The organism is Nitrosospira sp. Nsp18, from assembly GCF_900103145.1.
In the GTDB taxonomy this organism is placed as follows: Bacteria; Pseudomonadota; Gammaproteobacteria; order Burkholderiales; family Nitrosomonadaceae; genus Nitrosospira.
In genome coordinates this window covers 40410-60782 of the sequence record NZ_FMWY01000019.1, presented here as the reverse complement: position 1 = coordinate 60782, position 20373 = coordinate 40410, and the positions used below count along the sequence as shown (strand labels likewise).

Below are 20373 nucleotides of genomic sequence, written 5' to 3'. Positions count from 1 at the left end.
AAATCATCTTCGATGCACTAAAATGAATTCCTTTCCTTATGGCACAACGTTAACTGCAAAACTGTTTCGGTAACCTTTTTCTATGGCGCAACGCGCCCCATAGCGCCCAGAAGAATGACGTTGAACGGCGGCAGCAGGAATGCGCTCAGCAGGTTCGACGCGAACCAGCTCATGTGTTATCCGTGAACAAGCACACAAAAGCATTTTTTATAATTCGGAATAAATTGCAGGAAAGCATCTTTACTCCACGCCATGGCCTTGCGCGATGGCAAACAAAAAAGCCGGCACATCAAGCGCCGGCTTTTTTAACTCAACCCGGGTTTATTTGAGCGACAGAATAAACTGTGCCAGAGTTTTGGCATCGGCATCATTGACCTTTGAATTCGGCGGCATGGGAATCGGACCCCAGACTCCTTGGCTTCCCTTCTGTATTTTCACTGCCAGCTTGTCTGCGGCAGCCGGGTCACCTTTATACTTGGCGGCGATATCCTTTAACGCAGGTCCGACCAGTTTTTTGTCCACCGTGTGGCAATTCAGGCAGCCACTACTTTTTGCCAAGTCCGCGTTCGCTTGCGCGGTACCCACCATTAACAGGGCTGATGCCGCAACCATTCCTATCCAGACAGCTTTCATACTCTCGCTCCTTTATCCGTTGATTAATTTTAGAAAGGCGGACCTATCTTACCTCATTTCGCAGATGCTCAGCAATTGCTGCAAGTCAGAGATCTCCGGTAAGCATTTAACGCCGTGGCAGACCCAGGCGTTGACAGCATTACTTGTTGATACCGGTTTATTCAGACTCGGCGGTAGCCCGACTAGTTCCAAAGGCAATGCAAATACAAGAGTGCAGGGGGAAATGCACCGCAACGCAATTTTCCATTCTGCCAGCGCAGGTCTGTGCCCGCGCAGGATGACAATGTGCGGTGGCGTCAGCGATTGCTCCAATGCCACCAGCAGACTGCAAGAGGAACTCGCAAAGTGGGAAATGGCAGGATAGAACAAGCCCAAGGTGCGCTCCGCCGCCTGCAAATAGCGGAATTCTCCGAGCAGATGCCCTAATCGCTGCAGAGCATACGCTGCTACGCCGTTGCCTGAAGGCGTGGCGTTGTCGTGAGCAGGCTTGGGACGGTATATCAATTTTTCATGATCATGACTGGTAAAGAAAAAACCGCCTCCCTGCTTGTCTTCGAATTGCTCCAGCAACACATCTGCCAGCGCAACGGCAAATTCCAGGTCAGTTTGGCGAAACTCAGCCTGCATCAGTTCCAATAACCCATCCAGAAGAAACGCATAATCGTCGAGATACGCGTTGAGATGCGCCTTGCCATCCTTATAGGTTGCAAGCAGGCGGTTGTTTTTCCATAGTGTGGAGCGAATGAAATCAACCGCGCAGGTGGCCGATTGCACCCAATCGTCCCGCTCGAATACGCGGCCGCAGCGCGCCATTCCCTTAATCATCAGCCCGTTCCAGCTGGTAAGGATTTTCTCGTCACGGCCGGGATGAACGCGCAATTCCCGTTTGCGGAAAAGTTTGCTCCGAGCCGACGCTAGCCTTTGTTGCGCTTCCTCCAGGCTGATGCCGGCATTCACGGCCAAGGCCGCAAGCGGCTGTGCAATTTCCAGATTCCAGTACTTGTGCTCGAAGTTGGGGTTATCCAAAAGACCGTAATAGGCTGCAGTGACGGTATATTCTTCCGGCGACGCTATTTGCGCCACCTCGTCGCGGTCCCATATATAGAACTTGCCTTCCTCGTTTTCGGAATCGGCATCCAAGGTCGAGTAGTAACCGCGTCCTATCGACTCTCTATCGGTTCCGTCTTCCCCTTGCGCCTGCATCTCCCGCATTACCCATTCGGCTGTTTCCTCCACCACTTGTTCAAACAGCGGATTACGGGTGGCAAGCCATGCGTCGGCGTAGAGTCGCAGTAATGGTCCATTGTCATAAAGCATTTTCTCGAAATGCGGAATATGCCAGCACTCATCCGTGCTGTAGCGGCAGAAGCCGCCGCCTAACTGATCGTAGATGCCGCCTTCTGCCATCTTTTGCAGCGTGTAGGATGCCATACGCAACGCTTCGCCATTCTCTGCGGCAAAGTAGCGACGCAAACAAAACTCCAGTTCTGTGGGGTGGAGGAATTTTGGTGCGTCGCCAAAGCCGCCATTGACTGAATCGAAGCGGTTTTCCAGCTCCGCCAGCGCCTGGTCAAGCGGCTGCTCCGAAAATACCGGCGCATCCAGGCGCCTTGACGGAAGCATGTTGGCAAGCGATTTCAGCAGCGATTCGCCCTGCCGCTCGATCTCCACGCCTCTAACATGATATGTCTCTGCCACGCGCGGCAACAAATCGAGAAATCCCGGCAGACCATGCCGAGGTGTCTTAGGAAAATATGTGCCGCCGAAGAAGGGCTTTTGATCCGGCGTCAGAAACAGTGTCAGGGGCCATCCGCCGTTACGCCGGGTCAGCATATAAAGGGCCCTCTGATAAATCTGGTCGATATCGGGACGTTCTTCGCGATCTACCTTGATATTCACGAAATGCCGGTTCATCACTGCGGCAACCGGGGCGTCTTCGAAACATTCATGCGCCATGACGTGGCACCAATGACAAGCCGAATAGCCGATTGAAAGCAGTATCGGCCTATTTTGCGCACGAGCGAGTGCCAGCGCTTCCTCCCCCCAGGGATACCAGTCCACAGGGTTGTTTACATGTTGAAGCAGATAAGGACTGGTTTCACCGGAGAGATGGTTGGGCATGATAATCCTAAATCCGGTAGTTGACCGCTCATTTAATAGATCAGTGTTATGATTAATAACAACATTTCATATTATTTGACGCTCACCTTCCGGGTGAGGGCGCTACGGGGGAAATTGCACAGTTTTTGGGGCACATGGCTGCGTTGCAACTTCTTGGAATGGAACGGCGCCCCGAAGCGTCGCCCGAGGGGCCCCGCGAAGCGGGGATCGGGCAGCGCAGGGGATGCCGCGATCGCGTTCCACACGCACGGGGGCGCCCGCGTCCCGCTTCGGGGTCGCACCTTCCTGCGGAAGGCACCGCTCTGCCCTGCGCGGTCGCATTCCGCGTAGTCGCGCCTTGCCCTGCACCCCAAAAACCATACACTTCCCTCCGTCCAACTACCGGATTTAGGATAATTGGACCACGCGGGGAAGCTTGCGATTAATCCGTTATTGCCCCCCGGCTGGCGCTCGAAACCGATTTCGCATATTTTGCAAGGACGCCTCGCGTATAACGCGGATGCGGCGGCTTCCATTCGGCGCGGCGTCGTGACAGCTCTTCTCCCGAGACGTTGAGTTGCAGCAGGCGCTGTTCGGCGTCGATGGTAATGGAATCGCCTTCATGCACCAGCGCGATAGTGCCGCCTACGAAAGCTTCGGGTGCCACGTGGCCCACCACCATCCCGTAGGTTCCCCCAGAAAAGCGGCCATCGGTGATGAGTCCGACCGAATCTCCTAAACCTTCTCCAATAAGGGCGGAGGTAGGGGAAAGCATTTCGCGCATTCCAGGACCTCCCTTGGGACCTTCGTAGCGTATCACGACGACGTCGCCGGGTTGGATCTGCCGTGCAAGAATGGCCGCCATACAGGTTTCTTCGGATTCGAATACCCGTGCCGGGCCGGTAATTCTTGGTGTTTTCACCCCGGTGATTTTGGCTACACAGCCTTCAGGAGCGAGGTTACCCTTGAGTATGGCGAGGTGGCCCTGAGCATACATGGGATTTTCCCATTGCCGGATTACATCCTGATCCTTGCGCGGCGTCGACGGGATATTCTTTAATACTTCCGCCACGGTCTCGCCACTTATGGTCACGCAATCGCCATGCAACAGGCCGTGTTCAAGCAACATTTTCATTACTTGGGGAACACCTCCCGCTTTATGGAGGTCGGTGGCCACATACCGCCCCGAGGGCTTCAGATCGCAAAACACCGGCACCTTGCCGCGCATGCGTTCAAAATCGTCGATGGTCAGCGTCACTTCCGCAGCGTGGGCAATGGCCAGAAAATGCAGCACCGCATTGGTTGAGCCACCCACCGCCATAATCACGGCAATGGCATTTTCTATCGATTTTCTCGTGATGATGTCGCGCGGGCGGATCTGCTTCCTGATGGCATCAACCAAAACTTCCGCGGAGCGCGCGGCACTCACGTACTTTTCGTCATCCTCCGCCGCCATGGTGGAAGAGTAAGGCAGGCTCATTCCCATTGCTTCGAAGGCCGACGACATGGTATTGGCGGTAAACATACCGCCGCACGAACCGGCGCCGGGGCAGGCGCGGCGCTCCACTTCGAGCAATTCTTTCTCGTCTATCTTGTGCGCCGTAAACTGCCCGACAGCTTCGAAAGCGCTCACAATGGTGAGATCTCTCCCGTTGTAATGGCCGGGCTTGATGGTGCCGCCGTACACGAAAATGGCGGGAACGTTCATTCGCGCCATTGCAATCATCGCTCCCGGCATGTTCTTGTCGCAACCCCCGATTGCAATTACTCCATCCATGCTTTCCGCCTGCACCGCAGTCTCGATCGAGTCCGCAATCACTTCGCGAGACACCAGCGAGTACTTCATTCCTTCCGTGCCCATGGAGATGCCATCGGATACCGTGATCGTGCCGAACATTTGCGGCATCGCGCCCGCTTCTTTCAACGCACGCTCGGCATTAAGGGCTAACGCATTCAACCCTTTGTTGCAGGGGGTAATGGTGGAAAAACCGTTAGCCACGCCGACGATAGGTTTGTCGAAATCTTTATCGCCGAAGCCGACCGCACGCAGCATGGCGCGGTTGGGAGAACGCTGCGCCCCCTGGGTTATCGCGCGGCTGCGTTGATTGTCTGGCATAAATACTCCTTGAGAATATTGATAAACTTTGAAAAGCCCCTGAGTCGCGGGGGAACATTAAGGAAGTGATTTAACCTTGATCAGTGAATAACCCAGATAATTCATTAGGTAATTCATTAGGCGGTTCTGCGAGCCTACGCGAGCGCTGGCGGTCAGTTTGCGGCCATTTTCGCCGCTTGCTCGGCGTCCATAGACCAAGCTATGGACTTCTCTCAACCGGCAAAACTGTCTCGCAACCTGCCTCGCCATCATCTCGCGTCCTAATGGATTATCTGGGATAAAAAGAAGCGTGTTCTTTTTATATATCCTCTGCGGTTAATAGCTATTGGCCGTATGTATAATCATTGCCCGGAGAGAAACGCGAGTTTCGTGATTCTGGCTTAGCCCGGATCCATACAGCCAGCAAATAAATTTTATATGGTACGCTTTGGATACCGGCCTTCGCCGCTATCGCGGCTGAAGCGGCTATATTGTCCTCTCGCCAAATCAACAGTATTTTACCTCAAAAAAGCGGAAGCCCATGCTCGTTCACCCGCAGTTTGACCCTATCGCCATCCATCTCGGGCCACTCGCCATTCGATGGTATGGACTTATGTATCTCATCGGATTCGCGTCGTTCATCCTGCTGGGGCGCTATCGCATCAAACATAACCCTCAAGGCGTATTTACGCGCGCCATGCTTGACGACATGCTGTTTTATGGCGTGTTGGGCGTGATATTGGGCGGTCGCCTGGGTCACGTATTATTTTACCAATTCGGCTATTATCTACAGCATCCGCTGGAGATCCTTGCGGTTTGGCAGGGCGGAATGTCCTTTCACGGTGGCTTTCTTGGCGTAATATCCGCAATGGCGCTGCTGGCCCGAAAATATAAGTTGCCGTGGCTGGCCGTAACGGATTTCATTGCGCCGCTTGTACCGCTGGGCCTGGGCGCCGGCCGGATCGGTAATTTCATAAACGCCGAGTTGTGGGGGCGCCCGACCGATGTCTCCTGGGGCATGATTTTCCCCAACGTGGATAACCTCCCGCGTCATCCTTCGCAGCTCTACGAATTTGCATTGGAGGGGTTGGCTTTTTTTGCGCTGATATGGATTTATTCGGCGAACCCGAGGCCGGTCGCAGCCGTCTCCGGCATGTTTCTTATCGGCTATGGCGTATTTCGTTCGGTCGCCGAATTTTTCCGCGAACCGGAGGATGGCTTCATGGGGGTAATGACGCTCGGTATCAGCATGGGTCAATGGCTATCGCTGCCGATGGTTGTTGCGGGAATAATCATGATTACTTGGGCCTATCGCACCCAGCCTATCTTGCCACAGAGACCTGCGTGGTCCGATAAACCGGCCAAGCCTGTTACGGCAGGGAAGCGGAATCGAAGCTAGGAAAAAAATTTCTCATGTCCTTGCGCCATTCCTACACGATTATCGCCCCGCTTTACGACGCTTTTCTGGCGGCTGCAGGCACGGGCCTGCGTGCAGCAAGTCTTGCACAACTACCGCAACAGCCCCGGCAAGGTGGCCTCAACATCCTGATCAGCGGTATTGGAACGGGCCTCGACTTGCCCTATCTTCCCCCGGGCCATACTTATACCGGTCTGGATCTTACCGCCGCTATGCTGGAACGCGCCAAACCCCGGATCGGCAACCTGCATTTGAATCTCGTTCGTGGCGACAGCATGGCTCTTCCGTTTGCCGGCGCTTCCTTCGACTATGTGGTGCTGCATCTCATTCTGGCGATCGTTCCCGATGCGCGTTCCTGTTTGAAAGAGACCGCGCGCGTGCTGAAGCCGGGCGGCCACGTGCTGATACTTGACAAATTTCTCAAGCCGGGCGAGACCGCGTGGTTGAGAAGAGCGCTGAATCTGCTGTCGCAGCATATTGTTACACGGCTCGATGTTATATTTGAAGAGGTGCTAGAAGGCGTTCCGGAATTGAAAATGGAAGCGGATGTGCCGGTGCTGGCGGGCGGCTGGTTCCGTAGTATTCGCCTGACCAAAGACTGACCGGATGCCGAATAGAAGTACTTTTTATACGATGACGAAGCCGGTACCCACGTATTTCAAATATTTATCGGGAGTCTTATGCGCCGCATTGTTGCTTTCGCTGCCGCTGCCGTATTCGCTGCCACACCAGCGCAGGCGTTCGACGTGAAGAGCCCAGGGCCGGACTGGACGGAGGCTTATCACACCAGCGAACTTACCATTTTTATAAAGGACGTGGATGAGGGACGTAGAATCGTGGCAACCACCGAGGTGGTTGCCCGACCGGAGATTATTTTTGATGTTCTCAGTGACTTCGAGCATTACCCCGATTTCATGCCTTATGTAAAAGAATCACGCGTACTCGGGCGCGAGAGCAATGGCGAGGTCATCACTTACGCGCGCGTAGCACCGCCCTTCGTAAGTGAGCGTGACTATCTGCTCAGGGTCAGGATGGTGCGCGGCTCGGCCTCGAACACCGGCGTATTCAAGATCGAGTGGAAGGCAATCCCCGAGATGCAACCCGAGGTCGAGGGGGTCGTGCGTATCAAGCTTAACGAAGGCTCATGGCTTGCGGCGCCGCTTGATGGCGGCACGCGCACAAGGCTGACCTACACGCTGCTGACGAATCCCGGTGGGCTGATCCCGGATTTTGTCGCAAACATGTCGAATACGATTGCAATACCTGAACTCTTCAAGGCCGTAGGAAAGCGCTCCGTTCAAGAAGCGAAAGCAAAAGAGGAGTAAAGGAAAAATGGCAAACTGCGCTTCGAATTAGGCGTTGCACCGCGATACCGCATGCACTTTATTTGCATAAGGTATCGCTCAGACGGAACTGTTGAGGTGCTGATATGTTTGAGCTAAAAATTCTTTTTCTTTTCCTGGCTACGGCTGTTGCCGAAATTATAGGCTGCTACCTGCCTTATCTCTGGCTCAATCAGGGCCAGAGCGCCTGGCTGCTGATACCCGCTGCTGCGAGCCTCGCGTTATTCGCGTGGCTGCTCACTCTTCACCCTACAGCCGCAGGCCGCACCTACGCCGCGTATGGGGGTGTTTACATTTTCGTCGCGATTCTCTGGCTCTGGGCTGTCGATGGTATCAGGCCAACGGTGTGGGACGTGGCAGGCTCTCTGGTGGCGCTTGCGGGCATGGGCATTATCATGTTTGGGCCGAAACATGCATAATCGGTGTAAGTGTGGATTACATCTCTTACAATCGATCTCTCACGATCAGTTTCCTCTTGATGGCCGTTACTCGTTGAATTTGTACTACGCTTAAAACATGCAATCTTTTTTTAAAAATTGTTTATGAGCCGGTTCCAAACAGGGCGCAAGCGGGAATCCTGAAATCTTTTCTACAACTGCCTGATGACCGGCTCCATGTTTCAGCGAACGATAATCAAAAGACCAAAAACATCATAGGAGAGAAAAAGATGATCATGAAAAGAGGTGCTGCGGTATCAGTTCTTTTTCTTGTCGGCTGTTCAGCGATTTCAACGACGCCGGAAGGAAGGTCCGTGGAGCTTCTGACCGAAAAACCAGCAGGCAATTGCAAACCGCTCGGCGACGTCGTCGGCTCTCAGGGCAATTGGTTTACCGGCGACTATACATCAAACAAAAATCTGCTTATCGGCGCCCGGAACGACCTGCGCAACAAGGCATCTAAAATGGGCGGAAACTACGTTTGGGTGCAAGACTCCAGTAATACCAATGCATGGGGAAGTAAAGGCACATCAAATACCACGGTCCTGGGGGTTGTGTACCGCTGTGAGTGAGCGATAACCCTTGCGTTTAAGGTACTCTTTTCCTATTTCGTTTGAAATAGAGGGTGTCAAGGAAGATGTCCAGCAAGGTCTACTACAACAGCGCATGTCCCGTTTGCAACGCGGGAATCAAGGATCAACGCAAGCGCATGGAAGCGTCCGGTATCAAAGATATCGAGTGGGTCGACGTACATGCTCATCCGGAAGCGGTAGATGAGATAGGGACGCCGCTGGAGCAGGTGCGGGAGCGGCTTCATGTCAGGAGTGCGGATGGTCAGCTCAGCGTAGGCGCCGATGCATTCGCTCGTCTGTGGTCACAGACGCCGGGTCAGCGCTGGTTGGCAGCATTGTTGCGTTTACCGGTATTCAGGCAACTTACGCAGTTGGCATACAATTTGTTCGCCCGCCTGCTGTATCGCTGGAACCTTGCAAAGAGGCACTGGTAATGTCCACGCCTGATCAGGTGGTTCAGGCGGGAACGTACCGAAAAGGCGAGCTTTTTCTTTTTCAAATAAAGATCCATTCTTCGAAGTTCAAGCTTGGCGGTGGCGCAGCCATTCGTTGTCAGGCATACGCAAGCGATAGAGGTCCGGCGACTTCGAGAGAACCTGCATGAAGGAGGAAGAGGCTTCCGTTTTACATAGCGGTCCAGTCTGGAAAAAGCTGGGCCCCGGGCTTATCACCGGCGCAGCGGATGATGATCCCAGTGGAATTGCTACCTACTCCCAAGTGGGAGCCGGATTCGGCTATTCGATGCTGTGGACGACATTTCTGACTTTTCCTCTCATGGTGGGCATCCAGATTGTCAGCGCCCGAATTGGACGGGTTACCGGTAATGGTCTCGCAGCCAATATTCGCGAGCATTATTCTCCTTGGATCCTGCACGGCCTCATCTGCTTGCTTGTGATCGCAAACACAATCAACATTGCTGCCGATATCGGCGCAATGGCTGCAGCGCTCAAGCTCCTGATCGGTGGCCCGGCGCATCTGTATGGGGTGGCTTGCGCCGTGGTGTCCCTTGTGCTTCAGGTTTTCATACCGTTTCCGAGATATGCGCCAATATTGAAATTGTTGACGCTGTCGCTTTTTGCTTACGTCGCCACGGTTTTCGCCGTCGAGGTTCCATGGGGTGACGTCTTTCACAGCATAATCATTCCGTCCGTCTCTTTCGAAACCGATTATGTGGTGGCCGTTGTTGCTGTGTTCGGCACTACCATCAGTCCCTATCTATTTTTCTGGCAAGCTTCGCAGGAAGTTGAGGAACAGCGGGCCTCAAAGGGTGAGAAACCGCTTAAGGACGCACCGGAGCAGGCGCGCCATCACCTTCAGCGTATCAAGGTGGATACTTACATCGGGATGGGATTTTCCAATCTTATCGCGTTTTTCATTATGCTGACGGCAGCGGTTACCTTGCACCAACACGGCGTCAGGGATATCCAGACATCTGCACAGGCGGCCGAGGCGTTACGCCCGATAGCGGGGGAATATGCGTTTCTGCTATTTTCGGCAGGCATAGTAGGCACCGGGTTGCTTGCCGTGCCAGTTCTCGCAGGCTCGGCCGCCTATGCCGTGGCGGAATCCTTCAGATGGCGTATTGGCTTGGGCCGCAGGCTCCTGGAGGCCAGGGGTTTTTATATGATCCTGATCGTCGCGACCCTTTTAGGCGTGATGCTCAACTTTACTTCCATCGATCCAATCAAGGCACTGTTCTGGAGCGCGGTAATCAACGGCGTTATTGCTGTGCCCATCATGGTAATAATGATGTCAATGGCGGCGAAACCGGAAATAATGGGGAAGTTTATAGTCACGTCTCGGCTTCGGATACTCGGTTGGCTTGCGACAGCTGTGATGGCGCTTGCGGTGCTTATGATGGCGGCAACGTCGCTGGGATAGCGAGCCCACCACAAAGGTGAAGCTCAGGGGTAGGAAAAATCATTTTCGGTTATATGCGCTTAGATGACAAATGAGCGGTCAACTGCCGGATTCAAGATTATTACCAGCCCATGATCTATGGAACAGGTACGTATCGCGTCCCACCCGCTATTTTGCAAACCGCGCGTCCTAATTGCTGCTGCCAGAAACACCACGTCCGGCCAACACTTCAATAAGTACATTCAGCAGCGCGGTAAGCTCTTCCATATCGACGGTTTCACGAGATAGTGGTCGAAACCCGCGTCAAGTGTTGGCAGAAAAGCTGGAAAATGCTTTCGTTCTGGCCCATTTTTCATGAAAAGCATCACTATGTGACTAAACGCACGGTGGCATCCGGGATTAAATGCAAATATACAAGTGGGTTTAATAGCCTATTGCGTGCGTTTACTCGGCATGTGTTGACCGGAATAGAATCGGCATCACCTCACAAAAAAGGTTATGAATGGATAGCAACGGTCCTACGCTTTTCGGATTGAAAATACTGATCGTGGATGACGAACCGGATGCTCTGGAGTTTACCAAGCTCATACTGATTCTTAACCACGCCTGCGTGATTGCGGCCGGCAACGCTGCCGACGGATTGGAACAGGTACAAATACACAGGCCGGATGTCATAGTCAGTGACATCGGCATGCCCAAGGTGGATGGCTACCAATTTATACGCGAAGTAAGGAATCTGCCTGCGCATACCGGCGGCCAAACCCCTGCAGTTGCCCTTACCGCGTTCAATCGCGCGGAAGATAAAATAAGAGCGATCAACGCCGGTTTTCAAAAGCATCTCTCCAAGCCCTTCGAATTACGGGCATTAATTGACATGATCGCAGGCATGACAGGGAAAATAGGGACATGATTGCAGGCATGACAGGGAAAATAAGCCGTTAAAACGGATGTCTTGCATTCCTGCTTCACAACCCTATTAAGACCTCTTGGTACCTATATTTTGTGGATAGGGGGAAACTACTTTTAACTCATCCAAGGCGGCATTCATTCGTGAGACATATGAATGTTTATGCGGTTTTGGTTATATAAGGCAAGCGATATGAAGCGATTGATTCCAGGTGTGATGATTCTCCTCAGCTTGACGGGTTGTGTCTCCATCACTGAAGGATCAGCAGGAGAAAGCATGCAAAAAGGTGCTGCTGCCGAGGATCAGGGAGATTGGGATGCAGCACGGCGCATTTATGCCCAAACATTCGCTGACAAAAATCTCGCTCAAACAAGCCCCCGCTACAGAGCCGTTCTCCACTACGAATATGGACGATCTCTCGGCGTTACATGCTTTTTTACGGAAACAGAGCACGAGCTCACTCTTGCTCACAACCTTGATAAGAAAAATAGCGGCGTTTTCTATCTTTCGCTAGCAGAGTTGGCCCGGCTTAACCTGGCCCAACAAAAATTTCCTGAAGCTTTGTCTTACTTTGAACGCGCTCTAGCTGAGCTTGACTCCGCCATCACCGCAAAAACCGCGCCCGTCTTCTACGCCAACGTACTTGACGATTATGCCTTGGCTCTTTCCGGAGCCGGGCATCCCGGGAAGGCGAAAGCAGCAACCAGGCAAGCTGCGGAGGTTCGAGCAAACATAATCGGGGAGCAACGGAACGGTGACACGACTCCTTATGGCAAACAATGCGGCAAGTCGTAGGCGCACGCCGAGAGTCTGATAAACGGTCATAACAATCGGATAGGCGAGGAACCAGCGTTTTAACGGTTCCCAGCTTCAAGTAATAAAGTAGAGATATATCTTAATATAATATGCAGGTCCAGGTCTGTCATGCTGCGCCTCTTGTTCATCTCTCTATGAAATGATTGCAGAGGACCGCTTGCAGACGGAGTGAAAATATCTTCCTCAAGCGGTTCGCATGTCCTCGTTTACCGTACGTGCCATTATATAAACATCGCATGCATATCCATAGCAGAGAAAACAAGGCTTGGCTTGGGATCATCTTATGTACGCCGATTTTTCCGAAAACGGTAGTTCATATATCACCTCGGTTAGGTCTTCCGCGTCAGAAATGGATGATGCAGGCGTAGGGGCTCTACGGCTGAAATTTACGATATGAATAAAAGAAAGGAAGAAATATTGTTGTACTCCGCAGCCGTACGGTCTTCTCGGGCAATCCTTGAAGCACGAAAACGGAAGCGCGCGGAGCATGAGCTTGATCAGATAAAAAAAACGTTGGCGAAAACGATGGCGGAACGTGACCGTTCTCTTTCCCTGTTGCGAGCCACCATAGAGTCTACTGCCGACGGACTCCTCGTTACAGATGAGAGCGGCGAGGTGCTTTGCTATAACCAGCTTTACCTGGATATGTGGCCTATCCCTCGTGAACTCATGAAAACTGTACGGCATCAAGCACTCATCCAATATTGTTGCCGTTATTTAAAGGATCCCGAGCAGTTCGTGCTATCAACTGACGAAATTTATAAGACACGGCCGCAGGAAAGTTTTGACGTGCTCCAGTTTCATAATGGCCGGTTGTTTGAGCGATATACGAAGGTCCAGTTTGTGGAAGGACGCGAGATCGGCCGCGTCTGGAGCTTCAGAGACATCACGGAACGCCGCCAGGCCGACTCTTATAAGGCACAGTTGGCCGCAATCGTGGAATCCTCAAACGATGCGATCGTTGTCAAAGATCTCAACGGCATCATTACCAGCTGGAATGCCGGCGCGGAACGTATTTTTGGATACCATGCGAGCGAAATCATAGGTTGCTCGATATCTAAATTGATTCCACCCGACCGCGTGGGAGAAGAAATCAAAATCATGAGCCTTATCAAGAGCGGAAAACTCGCAGATCATTTTGAGACGGTGCGGTGGGCGAAAGGCGAGAAGCCGATCAATGTCTCCGTAACGGTATCGCCAGTAAAAGACGTTACCGGCAAAATTATCGGCGCCTCCAAGGTTGCTCGCGATATCACGCAGAGCAAGGAATCGCAAGAGCGCATCCGGTATCTCGCCCATTACGACCCGCTCACCGGCCTTCCCAACCGCACGTTGTTTGCGGACCGCATGAGAGTGGCCATCGGTAATGCTGAGCGGTATTCCTTTCGGCTTGCGTTGCTATTCATAGACCTGGATCGTTTCAAGCTGGTCAACGATTCCCTCGGCCATGAAATTGGCGATAAGCTGCTTAAAATTGTCGCCGAGCGCATGCACTCCGTCGTGCGCCTTACCGATACGGTCAGCCGGATGGGAGGTGACGAGTTTATTGTCTTGCTCAGCCAGATCGAGGCGCCAGAGGATGCGGCACGTGTCGCCGGGAAGCTTATTGAAGCGGTGTCTCAACCTTACATAATAGAGCTGCATGAGCTGGTATTGACCGCCAGCATCGGGATCAGTATTTATCCGGATCATGGTAAGGAAGCGAGCAGCTTGTTGCGTAACGCCGACGCCTCGATGTATTCCGCCAAAGAGGCTGGACGGAATCTGTATCGATTCTACTCTGAAGAGTCGACATCCCGGGCTACCGAACGGCTCAGCCTTGAACGCGACCTGCGTCGTGCTGTTGAGCAGAATGAAATCTATTCGGTGTACCAGCCGCAGATAGAGCTTGCAACCGGTCGTGTTATCGGCGTGGAAGCATTTACGCGCTGGCGGCATCCGAGCCGGGGATTGGTTTCTCCCGCTATTTTCATTCCTCTGGCAGAGGACACTGGCTTGATTCTGTCCCTTGGGGAACGTGTGCTGCGAGAATCCTGCACGCGGGCCCGCCAGTGGGGTGAGCGCGGGTTCGATTTTGGCGTCTCGGTAAATGTCTCAGCCGTGCAATTTCGCCAGGAGGATTTTACCGATGTTGTACTGCGCGTGCTTGTAGATACCGGCCTTTCACCAGAACGCCTGCAGCTCGAGGTAACTGAGAGCGTAGTGATGCAAGGAGTGGAATCGGTCGTTCAGAAAATGGGTATCCTGGACGCCCACGGAATAAAAGTGGCCATTGACGACTTCGGTACCGGCTATTGCAGCCTATCCTACTTGCGGCAGTTTACTGTTGACCGGCTGAAAATAGATCAATCTTTCATTCGTGACCTCCCGGAGGATGCCGATGCTAGGGCTATTGTCGGCGCTATTGTGGCCATGGGGCGCAGCCTCGGCTTGCGCGTGATTGCCGAAGGTGTCGAGACGGAAGCGCAGGCTGATTTTCTTCAAAGCATCGAATGCGATGAAAGCCAAGGCTATCTATATGCACGGCCCATGATGATAGATGATTTTGAAACGTGGCTGGCGACCTGGACGCCGTGTCAATAATTCTACGATTCGAGCCTTCGCTAAAAAACTGAATGGGGGATATCGGCCGAACGGTCGATCTTTAGCTAATAAGTCAGTTGGAATGCGATTTCGTCGGTTTTGGACCCATTAAATTTCGCCCATACCCTGTAAGCCAATCCTGATGTGCCCCCGGTAGTAGTGCCAAGGGCGTTCTAACCCAGTCCGCAGCCCTTGGATACCGACTGCCGCAAACACTTCATAGCGCGCCTGTGCCTGTGAAACGGTGCTGCCGAGGGAAACACTGTGCGTCAGCCAGACATTGCATCAATGATCGCGCCGCGTCCGCTTGCATCAAAAACATTTTTCTTTGGAGATTCTGCATGAGCAAGCTTGTTCCCTATATTCGGAACTCGGACGGGACAATTGAGCGCATCGGAAACGCTATGTACAACACTGAGAGTAAATTAACAGCACCTTATCTGCATGAAGAACCATTGGTCGGTTTTCCGGAGTCCAAGGTCTATTGGGCAAAGAAGCGTGGCCCCAGCCTTGGTGTAGCTCCTTATTACGGCCATCTTAAAACATTATCCTAAACGACCATTACTGGGGCACGGCTTTGCGCTGATTTACCGTCTGCAGCGAATCGGATGCCGCTACGCTGCTAGCGGCATCCAGAGGATGGTTTACTTGAGTTCTTCGATTACGAGCCGGTGGTAGCGGTGTGCAAACTCAAACGGCACACGGCGGATAACGTTCATGGCGCGATCTGAAGTGACTTTATCCGGCGCATAGATCACAAGAAAGGAACTTCCCTCTTTTGCTGCTTCCAGATGTTTTTCGATGACTTTATCGACGCCGCCCAGATGAGGCAGAAAGTTCCCCTGGTCAAGATTTTTGTTTGCAGCTTCCGTTACTTCCCTGCAGGAGAAAAATGTGCAGTCGTCGGGTTCATACCCTCCCGTCATTAGGTCCTGCTGTACCCGTAGAGCGTCTTCCCTGCTTTGAAATCCGACGACCAGATAGCCGACAGGATAAAACAGACTGAAACTCGTAGGATATTTCGGTTTCTCACTCGTTCTATTTTCACTTGCCATAACACCTCCTCATTGATTGAACTTCTGTTTTATCAAGGTTGATACCACTATTGCGATCGTTTCAATCGCCCAGGATGAACCTGTTCTGAATCTATGCATTTAGGTCGCCTGCTGTTTTGCAAGCTTTTCGGATTCGGCTTGAATTTCCACGATCCGTTGCTCAATTTTGGTTTTAGTTTCCAGAGTTGCCGCCGCAGCCTGCTTCTGGAGGGCCTTGATCTTCGTGTCTGCTTGCTGTTTTAACGCTTCCACCTTGGCCTTTTCGCGTTCCAGGGCGGTTTTCAATTTGGCCTCGGCAGTCTTGATCTTGATTTCCAGCCGGGCCTTATGCTCATCCTCGGCTTGTGCGTACTCCGCCTTGAGCTGAAAAAGCTCGGCATTGCGCGCCTGGATTTCATTTTCAATCAGATCACGTTCAACGTCCAGGCGCCACTGGCGAACTACGATTCCGCCTAGTGCTTCCATCCTCAGGTCAAGCCCCAAGGTCCAGAACTCGTCAACCTCGGCGACCAGAGCGCTCTTTCCGGGCGTTAAATTCCGCGATACCTCATCAACAAACTCCATGCCCACCCCATAATTGAAGGCATCGACCGCGTATCCCAAAAAAGCACCTGCAACCGCGCCTGCGGCAAGCCCCACTGGTCCTCCCAACAGACCCATCAAGCTACCCACGATTGTACCTACTGCCGTCCCAAGAGGCGCTTCGCCCGCTTCATCCTTCATAGAGACCTTGCCGTCTGCACGCTTGGTGATGATGGCCATCCCATGGATCGTAAGCTTTCCTTCATCCTGAAGTTCCCTGAGCGCTTTCCCGCCCTCGTCTGCCTGTGTCTCCGTCGGAAAGATAACGACAATAAAATTACTCATGAATGTCTCCTGTCTGCATCACGGGCCAGCGGACTCAGTTAAAAAACCCTGCTATGCAAGTTGCTCCCAGTCAATGTTGCCTTAACTGTGCGCGAGATACTGCTTTCGTTGCAGCCGGATTTTTTCTGGTTCAAGGCCGTTTATAGTGCCATCGGGGTCCTCAGGTCCGTTCGATGCCGAACGCAAAACTGTTCTTCTCCGGTGTAGGCAAAAAGGGTGCGGGTCGTGGTCTGGTAACGTCATTCACAGCAACGCTTAAATGGACATAGGCCCCCAAACTGACAGAAAACAATTGCCGCGCTTCAATTTGAGGCTAGCCCGGATAAAGGTAGTGGCAAGAGTAGTGAAGCTTAGCTCTCTGCTATGCGCTTCCTTATACTTGTGCACTACCTTATGTGTCTTTCCGCACAGCCACCCACAATTCACGTTTGTATCCTCGCTAACAACCTAGAGTATTCATAGAGATTTCATGTCAATGGCGAACTAAACCCAAGCACGAAGGGCTCGATGACAACTGAACTTGGGTGACATCATGAACGAATTGCTTTCAAAGACTTGGCACTTGTTGGCTTGGAATCACGCTGTTGTGGCTGCTTGTCATTTTTGCCGCCTATGCGTTAATCGGTAGCACCGTTTCCGCGCCGCCGCCTTTCAAAGCAGAAAAGTCGACAGCAACTGGTGGCTGATGCTCGCCTGGCGGGCAAAAAAATGGGGGCAGCATGAGATTCAAACCTCATGAGCTGCCCCATGAAATCTCCTGTTGAGGTTAAGGCAGGGGTTGCCTGGCACCGGTCCTGCCAACGGCAAGGCCGGATGCTAATAAGTTGGCGCACCTAAAACCGGTGCGTTTGATCACATTACTAGAAGGAGGAAAAGGTATGAATCTCACTAAAATGATTGTAGTCACAATTTGCAGCTTGTCCCTTGCCGCTACGGCCATCGCTGCGGATCCCAAGGCAGACAAGGACTTGGGCCCTACCTCGGAGGAGAGTGAGCTCATTAATCTGGGATGGCAGGTCTCGAAACTCAAGGGCGAGAATGTCTATAACGAGAACAAGGAAAAGGTCGGGGATATCGATGATTTTATCGTGACCAAAGATGGGCATCTGGTTTTTACCATCGTGAACCTTGGCGGCTTTCTTGGCTACGGTGATTACAAGGTAGCCGTCCCTGCGCACAGGTTCTCACAGATTGTCCCGAAAGCGATTCTTCCAGGCGCAACAAAGGAAAAATTGAGGCAACTGCCCAGATTCGATTATCGGATCCTGGTAGGAATAGAAAAGGAGCCAGAAAAACGTTAGGCAGAAAACCAGCGGGAACACTTACCGGTGTTCCCGCCTCTGGGGACGATGAGCTGTGAGGGCCTGGTGCACATGGCGCCTCACTCGCAAGTGAGGCGGTATAGGCTCTACCGTGCGATAGCCGAGCGGTTCAAGCCCTTCAATCCGCACAACCCGCGCGGATATCTAAATGGTACTCACATTTCTTAACGGTGTTTTCCAGTATGAGGAATGGTGGTTGTATCTGGCGTGGACTATTTCGATACGTCAGGTGGCGCGGCAGCACGGTAAGCATTTGCAAACCCGGGGCATTTAGACCGGTGAATGATTGGCGGATGAAATAATAGAAAACAGGTATTTTCCAGATATACCCAAGACATTACCAACCGGGTACGAGGCAGGACAGGAGATAAAACGCACCATCCCCAGTCAGATCACTATCTCAACCCCGGTGCGATGCTCTTATCGTGTTTTTTTCAACTTCGAAGAATCATAAGCAGATCGTCGCCGTAACTCTCCAGTTTTCTTGCGCCGATACCGGGCACTTCGCGCAGTTCATTTTCCGTCTTTGGATGCAGGCGCACCAGTTCTGCCAGTGTTGTATCGTGAAACACGACATAAGCGGGAACGCCGTGCATCTTTGCAGCTTCCGTGCGCCATGCGCGCAAGCGCGCCCATAGTGCACGAGCCGGGAGGTCAAGCGCGGCGGATTTATCTTTACGCGCCGCCTTAGTCTTGGCCGTAGCCTTCTTTCTCTCTGGCTGCATGCGCAGACGAACTGTGTGATTTCCAGTCAGTACTGCACGGCTGGCTGCGGCAAGACACAGCGAACCATGACCTTCACTGTCTGCGGTGAGCAAGCCGAGCGCCGCCAGTTGGCGGAATATTGCTCGCCATGCTTTTTCATCCAATTCCTTGCCAATACCGAAGGTGCTGACCTTGTCGTGAGCCCATTGCCTCACACGTGCGGTATCGTTGCCGCGCAGCACGTCAATCAGATGCCCGGCGCCAAAGCGCTGACCGGTGCGAAATGCACACGACAGCGCCTTCTGTGCGGCCACCGTGCCGTCCCACACTTGTGGAGGATCGAGGCAGACATCGCAATTGCCGCACGCGGCATCGGCGGACGATTCGCCAAAATACTCGAGCAGGCGCAAACGGCGGCAGGTGGTGGCCTCGCACAGCGCCAGCAGCGCATCGAGCTTGGCTGATGCGGTGCGTTTGAATTGAGCTTCCGCTGGAGAATCCTCTATCATCCGCCGCTGCTGTACCACGTCGCCCAAGCCATAAGCCATCCATGCGCTGGCGGCTTGACCGTCGCGCCCGGCTCGGCCGGTTTCCTGATAATAGGCTTCCACGCTTTTAGGCAGATCGAGATGAGCCACGAAGCGCACGTCCGGCTTGTCTATGCCCATCCCAAATGCGATAGTAGCGACCATTATAATGCCCTCTTCGCGCAGGAATTCTTCCTGGTTGCGGCTGCGGTCCAGTGCATTCATGCCGGCATGGTACGGAAGGGCGCGTATACCCTTTTCGACCAGCCATGCAGCTGTTTCCTCGACTTTCCTGCGCGACAGGCAATAGACGATACCGGCATCGCCATCGTGTTCAGCACGGATAAAAGCGATTAGCTGCGCCCTGCCGTTTGTTTTATCGACGATCTGATAACGAATGTTGGGGCGGTCAAAACTCGAAATAAAAGTTTTCGCGCCATTGAGGCCAAGACGCCATATGATTTCCTCGCGCGTCACGCTGTCCGCAGTGGCTGTCAGGGCCACGCGCGGCAGGTTGGGAAATTGCTCATGCAGGATCGAAAGCTTGATGTATTCCGGACGGAAATCATGCCCCCATTGGGACACGCAGTGCGCCTCATCGATGGCGAACAGAGAAAGCGGCGTGCGCGCCAGAAGATCGAGAAAGCGCGGGGTCAACAACCTCTCTGGCGCCACATACACCAGATCGTATATGCCCGCGAGTATGCCCCGCTCGACCATGGCCGCTTCCGTCTGTGGCAGAGAGGAATTGAGAAACGCAGCGCGCACTCCAACTTCATGCAGCGCCGCTACCTGGTTCTGCATAAGCGCAATCAGCGGCGAAACTACTATCGCGACACCCTCGCGCAATAAAGCCGGAATCTGATAGCACAACGATTTTCCGCCTCCGGTCGGCATCAATACGAGGCAATCCCCGCCTCCGGTAATATGCGTGATTACCTCGGCTTGCTGCCCACGAAAAGCGGGATAGCCGAAGATATCTTTCAGAAGGGCGAGAGCGCTGGGCGCCATGCTTAAGGAAGTTTCAAAATTAAGGGGGTTTCAACTCAAGGGAGTTTCAAAACTGAGGGAGCTTCAAAATCAAGGGAGTTTCAAGAATTGCCACGCTTCCGACGACGATTTGTAGAAAATCGG

At 53.0% G+C, this 20373-nt stretch carries 19 protein-coding genes; 13 read left to right on the top strand and 6 right to left on the bottom strand.

The genetic code is table 11. From position 1 onward, the window contains the following. Nucleotides 1–321: 321 nt before the first annotated feature. The 3 genes from BLS94_RS09710 to ilvD all read right to left on the bottom strand — a co-directional run bounded on the left by BLS94_RS09710 (nt 322) and on the right by ilvD (nt 4849). Entirely contained in the window at nt 322–633 is a 312-nt protein-coding gene (locus BLS94_RS09710) for a c-type cytochrome (RefSeq protein ID WP_090960291.1), read from the bottom strand. 48 nt (nt 634–681) lie between these two features. Further along, nucleotides 682–2754, bottom strand: coding sequence for a thioredoxin domain-containing protein (locus tag BLS94_RS09705; protein WP_090960289.1), 2073 nt, complete (start codon nt 2752–2754; stop codon nt 682–684). A 421-nt stretch (nt 2755–3175) separates the two neighbouring features. Beyond that, complete coding sequence (ilvD, locus tag BLS94_RS09700) at nt 3176–4849, bottom strand: dihydroxy-acid dehydratase (RefSeq protein ID WP_090960286.1); 1674 nt, start codon at nt 4847–4849, stop codon at nt 3176–3178. Nucleotides 4850–5369: 520 nt separating this feature from the next. Between ilvD and lgt the strand changes: the two genes are divergently transcribed. The 11 genes from lgt to BLS94_RS09645 all read left to right on the top strand — a co-directional run bounded on the left by lgt (nt 5370) and on the right by BLS94_RS09645 (nt 15317). Then, a complete protein-coding gene (lgt, locus tag BLS94_RS09695) occupies nt 5370–6227 on the top strand; it encodes a prolipoprotein diacylglyceryl transferase (RefSeq protein WP_090960283.1) in 858 nt (285 codons plus the stop codon). A 14-nt stretch (nt 6228–6241) separates the two neighbouring features. Further along, nucleotides 6242–6847: a class I SAM-dependent methyltransferase gene (locus BLS94_RS09690; protein WP_072768047.1), complete on the top strand. Its 606-nt coding sequence runs from the start codon at nt 6242–6244 to the stop codon at nt 6845–6847. 78 nt (nt 6848–6925) lie between these two features. Further along, nucleotides 6926–7570 (top strand): SRPBCC family protein, encoded by a 645-nt coding sequence (locus tag BLS94_RS09685; RefSeq protein ID WP_090960280.1) that lies wholly within the window; start codon nt 6926–6928, stop codon nt 7568–7570. Nucleotides 7571–7674: 104 nt separating this feature from the next. Next, nucleotides 7675–8007 carry a YnfA family protein gene (locus BLS94_RS09680; protein ID WP_072768049.1) on the top strand — a complete coding sequence of 111 codons (333 nt, stop codon included), beginning with the start codon at nt 7675–7677 and terminating at the stop codon, nt 8005–8007. A gap of 254 nt (nt 8008–8261) precedes the next feature. After that, entirely contained in the window at nt 8262–8597 is a 336-nt protein-coding gene (locus BLS94_RS09675) for a DUF4156 domain-containing protein (RefSeq protein WP_256325372.1), read from the top strand. A gap of 65 nt (nt 8598–8662) precedes the next feature. Further along, nucleotides 8663–9031: a thiol-disulfide oxidoreductase DCC family protein gene (locus BLS94_RS09670; RefSeq protein WP_090960277.1), complete on the top strand. Its 369-nt coding sequence runs from the start codon at nt 8663–8665 to the stop codon at nt 9029–9031. A 166-nt stretch (nt 9032–9197) separates the two neighbouring features. Continuing rightward, nucleotides 9198–10478: an Nramp family divalent metal transporter gene (locus BLS94_RS09665; RefSeq protein ID WP_090960274.1), complete on the top strand. Its 1281-nt coding sequence runs from the start codon at nt 9198–9200 to the stop codon at nt 10476–10478. Nucleotides 10479–10959: 481 nt separating this feature from the next. Further along, nucleotides 10960–11367 carry a response regulator gene (locus BLS94_RS09660; RefSeq protein WP_090960271.1) on the top strand — a complete coding sequence of 136 codons (408 nt, stop codon included), beginning with the start codon at nt 10960–10962 and terminating at the stop codon, nt 11365–11367. Between the two features lie 189 nt (nt 11368–11556). Next, nucleotides 11557–12159, top strand: a complete 603-nt coding sequence (locus BLS94_RS09655; RefSeq protein WP_143021681.1) for a hypothetical protein — start codon at nt 11557–11559, stop codon at nt 12157–12159. A 414-nt stretch (nt 12160–12573) separates the two neighbouring features. Further along, entirely contained in the window at nt 12574–14763 is a 2190-nt protein-coding gene (locus BLS94_RS09650) for an EAL domain-containing protein (RefSeq protein WP_256325371.1), read from the top strand. Between the two features lie 341 nt (nt 14764–15104). After that, nucleotides 15105–15317 (top strand): hypothetical protein, encoded by a 213-nt coding sequence (locus BLS94_RS09645; protein ID WP_072768441.1) that lies wholly within the window; start codon nt 15105–15107, stop codon nt 15315–15317. Nucleotides 15318–15407: 90 nt separating this feature from the next. Here BLS94_RS09645 and BLS94_RS09640 read toward each other — a convergent pair whose 3' ends face one another. Beyond that, the gene (locus BLS94_RS09640; RefSeq protein WP_072768442.1) at nt 15408–15818 is read right to left on the bottom strand and encodes a hypothetical protein; all 411 of its coding nucleotides are present in this window, start codon (nt 15816–15818) and stop codon (nt 15408–15410) included. 99 nt (nt 15819–15917) lie between these two features. Beyond that, nucleotides 15918–16685 (bottom strand): DUF1269 domain-containing protein, encoded by a 768-nt coding sequence (locus tag BLS94_RS09635; protein ID WP_090960264.1) that lies wholly within the window; start codon nt 16683–16685, stop codon nt 15918–15920. An 878-nt stretch (nt 16686–17563) separates the two neighbouring features. Between BLS94_RS09635 and BLS94_RS09630 the strand changes: the two genes are divergently transcribed. Further along, nucleotides 17564–17986, top strand: a complete 423-nt coding sequence (locus BLS94_RS09630) for a PRC-barrel domain-containing protein (protein ID WP_090960260.1) — start codon at nt 17564–17566, stop codon at nt 17984–17986. Nucleotides 17987–18155: 169 nt separating this feature from the next. Further along, the gene (locus BLS94_RS15295; protein ID WP_256325370.1) at nt 18156–18281 is read left to right on the top strand and encodes a hypothetical protein; all 126 of its coding nucleotides are present in this window, start codon (nt 18156–18158) and stop codon (nt 18279–18281) included. Between the two features lie 160 nt (nt 18282–18441). On the opposite strand, the gene recQ is transcribed toward BLS94_RS15295, so the two are convergent. Then, a complete protein-coding gene (recQ, locus tag BLS94_RS09625; RefSeq protein WP_090960255.1) occupies nt 18442–20250 on the bottom strand; it encodes a DNA helicase RecQ in 1809 nt (602 codons plus the stop codon). Nucleotides 20251–20373: the final 123 nt, after the last annotated feature.